Here is a 7,544-nt window from a genome sequence, read left to right as displayed (position 1 = left end):
CTGCTGGCGATGGCGGCCTGACAGCCGACCAATCTCATACTGAATAAACCCAATCCCCTGTAGGAGCTGCCGAAGGCTGCGATCTTTTGATCTGCTTTTGGCTTTGGCTTTGGCTTTGGCTTTGGCTCCTGATGTGGCTTTTGACCTTCAGCCCCTTCGGCAGGCCGAGCGTAGGTGTCCATCAGGGGGTAGGCGCGCAGCGCCATGCGGCGAAGCCGCATACATCGAGAGGAGGTGCAGCGAAGCAAACCGTAGGCGATGCCCCCTGATGGGCACCGTAGCGAGGGAACACTGAGCCTCAGCGAAGTGCCGTACGCCGGGGCAAAGCCTTTTGGGTTACCTTTTCGGCGTTTGGAAAAGGTGACTCGCTGTAAGAGCGAAACCGCCAGCGGCAACCCCCGCAGCAACGGATATGCCCCCAATCCCCCAAACCCAAAACCCAAAACCCGGCGTTTGCCAAAAGTGACCCGCCGTAAGGGCGGAACCCTAAGCAGCCGTGACCGCAGCAACGGATATCCACCCCAACCAAAGCATCACCCCAACAACCGCGCCAGCGCTCTGCTCAAATCTTCATGCACCTGCAACACATCAGGCATGACCGCAGCCATACGCAGCAAATCATGCGTCAACCCCGGACAGTGTTCGAGCTCGACACTCACCCCGTGATCACGCAATTTATCGACATAAGCCTGCCCTTCATCCAGTAACGGATCAAACCCGGCCAACAGCACGATTGCCGGTGCCACACCATGCAGATCCTCCGTCAGCAACGGTGAAAAACGCCAGTCCAGACAGTCGTGCGGGCTGCGCGCATAGTGCTGATAGAACCAGTCCAGCGTTTCGTTTTCCAGCAGGTAACCTTCGCCGAACAGCAGGCGCGAATCGTGGGTGCGGGAAGCATCGGTGACTGGATAGCACAGCAACTGCGCCTTGGGCGCGATGGCTACGGTTTGCGGTTGTACGACTGCCTGTATCGCCAGCACGGTGGCCAGTGTGGCCCCGGCGCTGTCGCCGCCGAATGCTACGCGGGTGGTATCGAGGCCGAGACTTGTGGCGTTTTCCGCCAGCCACGACAAGGCGTCTTCGCCATCTTCCAGGCCCGCTGGAAAACGATGCTCCGGCGCCAGTCGATAACCGACCGACAAAACCGCACACGGCGTGCGCTGGCAAAACTCGCGGCACACGCCATCGTGGGAATCGAGGCTGCCGACGACGAATCCGCCACCGTGGAAATACACCAGCACCGGCATCGGCGTGACGGCGCCGTTCGGCCGATACAGTCGCAACGCCAAAGGCGCACCGTTGCGGGCCACCATGTCGATCTGCGTCACCGACAGATCCTCGGGTGCTGCCCAGCGCAGCTGCGCGGTGGTCTGCTCGAAGGTCGCCCGGGCCTCGCTCGGGGTCATCTGGTGCATGGCCGGCAGACCGGCGTCCTGGCTGTCTTGGGCCAAGTCGAGGAAGGCTTCCAGATCAGGGTGTAACGACATCGCTAGGATCCTTGTATAGGCAGAAAAGGGGCGCGCCTGGGCAACGCCCCCAAAAATGACCGAATGTCCGGCGATCAGCCCGCGCGTTCCATGCAATGCTCGATCAACGCCTCAAGCTCACGCTGGTAATCGTTCATCAACGCATCCATGGTGCCGGCGCGATAGCGCTGGCTGCTGTAGATGCAACGCAAGGCCAACTGACCGTCGTAGACCTGGCCGACAATTTCCAGCCAGTTACCCAGGTTCGCCTTCAGGCTGTAGTTGTCGCCGGTCTCCTCCAGTGCCGGCACCAGCAATGCCTGCTCGTCGAAGCTCTGGTCAAACTGCCCCAGGTAGTTGAACGTGACGCGTGCCTGCGGCAGGCCTGCCAGTTGCCGAGACACCTCGGCCCCCGCCAGATGACGCAACACGCCGTAGCCGATGCCCTTCTGCGGTATCGCCGCCAGTTGCGCCTGCACATCGACGATCGAACGGCCGATGTCATCGCTGTCCGGACGCAGACGTACCGGGAACATACTGGTGAACCAGCCCAGACTGCGGCTCAGGTCGATGGACTCGAACAAATCTTCGCGACCATGCCCTTCGAGCATAATCAGCGCCGACGGTTGCTGACTCCAGCGACACAAGGCGCGGCTGAGCGCCGACAGCAGCAGATCGTTGATCTGCGTGCCGTACACCGCCGGCGCCTGTTTGAGCAATTGCTCGGTGTGCTCGCGTGACAGTTTGAGCCGTGCCTGCGCCTGCTGACGCACGAGGTTTTTGCCGCGCGGATTGTCGCAAGGCAGATCGACACCCGGCTGGTCCAGTTGCTCCAGCCACCAGTCCAGTTCCTGCTCGGCAATCACCGGCGCCTGGGCCTGCAACGCTTCGGCAAACGAACGGTAGCTGCTGGTGCGAATCGGCAGCTTCGGTGGCAGCCCTTGCACGCAGGCTTCGTAAGCGACTTTCAAGTCATCGAGCAGAATCCGCCACGATACGGTGTCGACCACCAGGTGATGGATCACCACCAGCAGTCGCGCCTGCCCCTCGGGCATGGCCACATGCATCACCCGCCAGACCGGCCCGTCGTCGAGCTTCAGACTGCGCTGGGCGAGGTTGGCCAGCGTTTCGACCTGCTCGCTGTTCTCGGCTTCACGGCGCCAGAGCAACGCTTCGCCCTGTTCGGCGAGTTCACAGTAGCGTTGCACCCAGCGCTCGCCATCGCGGGAGAAACGCAGACGCAACGAGTCGTGATGTTTTTCGATCCAGCCCAGCGCCTGCTCCAGCGCATCCAGATCCAGCGGCTGGCGCGCGCTCAGCAGCAGCGACTGGTTGTAGTGATGCGCCTCGGCCATGTCCTCGGCAAAGAACCACTCCTGAATCGGCAGCAAATTGAACGCGCCCTCCGCCGCCACCTGAGTGAGATCCGGCACCGATTGCTGGCTGCCCTCCTTCGCCACTTCCTGTTCGACGATGCCGGCGATGGTCTGATAGCGCATCAGATCGCGCAGCTTGAGGTCCATGTTCAGTGTCGGATGGTTACGCACCCGGGAAATCACTTGCAGGCTCAGAATCGAGTCGCCGCCCAGTTCGAAGAAGTTGTCGCAGATGCCTACCTTCTCGACCTGCAGCACCTGCGCCCAGATTTGCGCGAGCAGGGTTTCCTGCTCGTTGCGCGGGGCGACGTATTCTTCGGTCTTGAATTCGGGTTCGGGCAACGCCTTGCGATCGAGTTTGCCGTTGGGCGTGACCGGGAAAGCGTCCAGGCAGACGATCTGCGCCGGCACCATGTATTCCGGCAACGACGCCCGCAGCCCGGCCTTGAGCTCATCGCCCATGTCCTGCCCGGCTTCGGTCACCACGTAACCGATCAGTTGCTTGCCCGATGCATTGTCCCGGGCGATCACCAGTGCATCGGTGACCGCAGGCAACTGACGCAGACTCGCCTCGACTTCACCCAGCTCGATGCGGAAGCCACGCACCTTGACCTGATGGTCGATGCGCCCGACGTAATCGACCACGCCGTCCATACGCAGGCGCACCAGGTCGCCGCTGCGATACAGACGCTCACCCGCCGCGAACGGGTTCGGCACGAAGCGCTCGCAGGTCAGGTCGGGACGCCCGTGATAACCGCGGGCGACGCCATAACCCCCGATGTACAACTCGCCGGCGAAACCCGGCGGCAACGGGTTCAGGTCTTCATCCAGCACGTACAGCGAACGCGCGCCCACGGCGCGGCCGATCGGCGCGTATGCCGCCTCGCAATGCTGACTGGCCGGCACTTTCCAGAGCATCGGCGTGACCACGGTTTCGGTCGGTCCATACCCATTGGTGAAGTACTCCGGACGCAGCGCCGCCTTGACCTGCTCGAACGTCTGATCCGGTACCGCGTCACCGCCAAAGCAATAGATGCGCACCGGTGGCGGCGCGATGCCACTGGCGGCGGCGTATTCGGCCAGTTGCTTGAGGTACGCCGGCGGGAAGCAGGCAATGGTGATGCCGTATTCGTGCAAGGCCTCGTAGGTCTGCTCCGGTGTCCACAGGCAACCGTCGCGGATTACCAGGCGACCGCCGCTGTACAAGGTGCTGAGCCAACGCTCATGGGCGCCGTCGAAAGCGAACGACATGAAGTGCAGCTCGCAACTGCTGGCATCCATTTCATACAGCTCGGCAATTGCCTGGCAGTGCATGCTCAGCGGACCTTGGGTCACCGCAACGCCTTTTGGCCGCCCGGTGGAACCGGAGGTGTAGACCAGATACGCCAGGCCCTGCTCCTGAACGCGGCTGGCGGGGGCGTGATCGGCATAGCGGCTTTCATCGAGGTGATCGATCTCCAGACGCAGCAAACCCTGTGGCGCCGGCAATGTTGCACGCAGGCTGCTCTGGGTCAGCAACAGCGCCATCCCCGAATCTTCGATCATGTAGGCCAGACGCTCCGGCGGGTACTCGATGTCCAGCGGCACGTACGCCGCACCGCTCTTGAGCACGGCAAGGAAGCTGACCACCATTTCCAGCGAGCGCGGCAAGGCGACGCCGATCACCACTTCCGGGCCGGCACCGTGTTCGATCAGGCAGTGAGCCAGACGATTGGCGCGCAACTCGAGTTCGGCGTAGCTCAGGCTCATCCCCGCGCATTGCAAGGCAATGGCCTGTGGCTGCTGTTGCGCGTGGCGGCTGATCAACTCCGGCAACAACGCTGCCTGATGGCTGTGCGCCGGTTCGGCGCTCCAGGCCTGCGCCGCTTGCCATTGCTCGCGGCTCAGGCGCTGCAAGTTGCCAAGGCGCTCGTACGGCGCGGCCATCATCGCCGCCAGGGTGTTTTCCATGGTCTGGCGAATACCCAGAACAGCTTCGGCACTGAAGTGGCTACGCAGATACAGGTACTCGATCGACAACTCGTCACCGAGCATCACCGCGAGGTCCATCGGCACGTTGGTCACGCCGTGGCCGATGGATTTGCCGAAGGTCAGGTCGGTGTCGTTTTCTTCCTGCAGGCGATCGTCGATCGGGAAGTTCTCGAACACCACAATGCTGTCAAACAGCGCCTGACCACCGAGGTTGGACCAGCGCTGGACGTCGGCCAGTGGCGCCTGAGAATAATCGCGGATGTCGAGGTTATAGGCCTGCACTTCGCCGAGCCAGTCGGCCAGGCGCTGATGCGCTTGCGGCGTCTGAATGATCGGCAAGGTGTTGATGAACAGGCCGAGCATGTTGCCGACATTCGCCAGACTTTCCGGACGCCCCGACACCGTAGCGCCGAAAGTGACCGTCTGCTGCCCGGTGTAGCGTTGCAACAGCAGCAACCACGCGCCCTGAATCAGGGTGTTGGGGGTGATGCGCAAGTCGCGGCAGAACTGCAGCAGTTGTTCGGTTTGCGCCTTGTTCCAGTTCGAGTAGATCGCATCGTGGCCGGAAACATCGGCGCTGTGACGCGGATGCATCGCCTGGCTGAGCGCCGTCGGCTCGTTGACCACCGCCAGACGCGCCTTCCAGAACAGCTCCTGAGCGTCCTGATCCTGCGCCTGCAACCAGGCGATGAAGTCGCGGTAACGACCGTTCTCGCCGATGATTTCGCCCTTGGCGTAATACTGCAGAACCTCGCCGAACAGGCGCGAGCTGCTCCAGCCGTCCATCAGGATGTGATGGCTGGTCCAGATCATCTGGTATTGATCGTCGCTCAGGCGCAGCAAGGTTATCCGCTGCAAACGCGCCTCGGTCAGATCGAAACCGAGCGCGCGGTCATCGCTGGCGAACCGGGCAATCGACGCTTCGCTGGTTTCGCGCTCACGCCAATCGAGTACCTGCATCTGCAACGGAGCGTGGCGATGCACCACCTGCAACGGTTTGGCCAAACCGTCCTGCCAATGGAAACTGGTGCGCAGAATCGCCTGTCGGACGATGACGAATTCCCACGCCTGACGGAAACGCTCCACGTCCAGGCCCTTGATCGGCAGGCTGACCTGCTGGACGTAAAGGCTGCTGCCGTTGTCCGACAGCGTGTGGAAAAGCATGCCCTCCTGCATGGGCGACAGCGGGTAAACGTCCTCGATCATCTGCGCCGGTACCGGCAACGCGTCGAGCTGCGCCTGATCCAGTTGGGCCAATGGATAATCCACAGCCGTGTCGCCCGCCGAGTCGTCATCCACCGAGACCACAGCCGCGAGTTTCTGCACGGTTTGCTGCTGGAACAGGTCTTTCGGGGTGAAGCGAATCCCCTGCTGACGCGCGCGGCTGACCAGTTGAATCGAGATGATCGAATCGCCGCCGAGGGCGAAGAAGTTATCGGTGACGCCGACACGCTCGATCTTGAGAATGTCCTGCCAGACTTCGGCCAGTTGTTGCTCCAGTGGCGTCGACGCTGCCACGTATTCACGTTGCGACTGGCTGGCGTCCGGCGCAGGCAGAGCCTTGCGGTCAAGTTTGCCGTTTGGCGTCAGCGGCAGCTGTTCGAGGAACAGCCACTGCGCAGGCACCATGTAGTCCGGCAGGTGCGCCTTCAGTGCGCCCTGCAGCGCTTCACTCAGAGCATCCTGTTCCTCGAGGCTCAGGCCGCTGTCGCTCGGCACCACATACGCCACCAGTTGATGACCGCTATGGCCATCCACCGCCAGCACGACACCTTCGCGCACGCTGTCCTGGGCCAGCAGACGCGCTTCGACTTCACCCAGTTCGATACGGAAACCACGCACCTTGACCTGATGGTCGATGCGCCCGACGTATTCGATCCGGCCCTCATCCGTGAAGCGGGTCAGGTCGCCGGTGCGGTACATCCGTTCGCCGCTGGTCGACAGCGGGTTGGGCACGAAACGTTCGGCGGTCAGCCCCGGACGGAACAGATAACCACGGGTGATGCCGTCGCCGGCCAGATACAGCTCGGCCGCCACGCCAATCGGCGCCTCCTGCAATTGACCGTCGAGCATGTACGCCGAGGTGTTGACCAGCGGCCGGCCGATGTTCGCCTGACCACCGGCCTCGCGGCGGGTCCAGGTCGAATAGGTGGTGTCCTCTGACGGCCCGTACAGATCATAGACGTGGGCCGCCGAGGTTTCGCCATAGAGCGTGTCGACCAGTCCCTGCTTCAGCGGCTCGCCGGCGAGGTTGATGATGCGCACGCCCGGCGGAATGTGCCCGGCGCGATGCAGCGCGGCGATGGCCGACGGCACGGTGTTGATCAGGCGGACCTGATCACGCTCCGGCAAGTCCGGCAGTTCCAGCGCATTACGCGCCATGACGAGCGAACCGCCGCGCGCGAGGGTGACGAAAATCTCCCACACCGACAGGTCGAAGCACACCGACGTCGAGGCCAGCACGCCTTGCAGGTCGTCTTCGCTGTAGACCTCGGCAGACCAATGGATCAACGCCTGCACGTTGCGATGAGCGATGGCCACGCCCTTCGGTTTGCCGGTAGAACCGGAGGTGTAGATCACGTAAGCCAGATTGGCGCTATCGCCCCGCGCCGGCAGATTGTCCGGCGACTGCCCGGCAAACGCCTGCCCACCCGCCTCGACCAACACCACTTGCGCATCGGTCTGCGGCAATTGCGCCAGCAGCGACTGTTGCGTCAGCAGGACTTTC

3 protein-coding genes are annotated in these 7,544 nt (G+C 62.6%); all 3 read right to left on the bottom strand.

Features of this window, described 5'->3' with window-relative positions:
* Nucleotides 1-206, bottom strand: a 206-nt coding sequence (locus DBR18_RS28515) for a hypothetical protein (RefSeq protein ID WP_218277856.1), incomplete at its 3' end; no start/stop codon positions are given.
* Between the two features lie 327 nt (nt 207-533).
* Nucleotides 534-1,490, bottom strand: a complete 957-nt coding sequence (locus DBR18_RS13675; RefSeq protein ID WP_108590700.1) for an alpha/beta hydrolase — start codon at nt 1,488-1,490, stop codon at nt 534-536.
* A gap of 74 nt (nt 1,491-1,564) precedes the next feature.
* A partial coding sequence (locus tag DBR18_RS13670; protein ID WP_146188760.1) for a non-ribosomal peptide synthetase occupies nt 1,565-7,544 on the bottom strand: 5,980 nt, incomplete at its 5' end.

It is taken from the genome of Pseudomonas sp. HMWF021 (assembly GCF_003061005.1).
GTDB lineage: Bacteria > Pseudomonadota > Gammaproteobacteria > Pseudomonadales > Pseudomonadaceae > Aquipseudomonas.
Note: the sequence above shows the minus strand (reverse complement) of the source record. Positions and strands in the feature narration are given on the sequence as shown.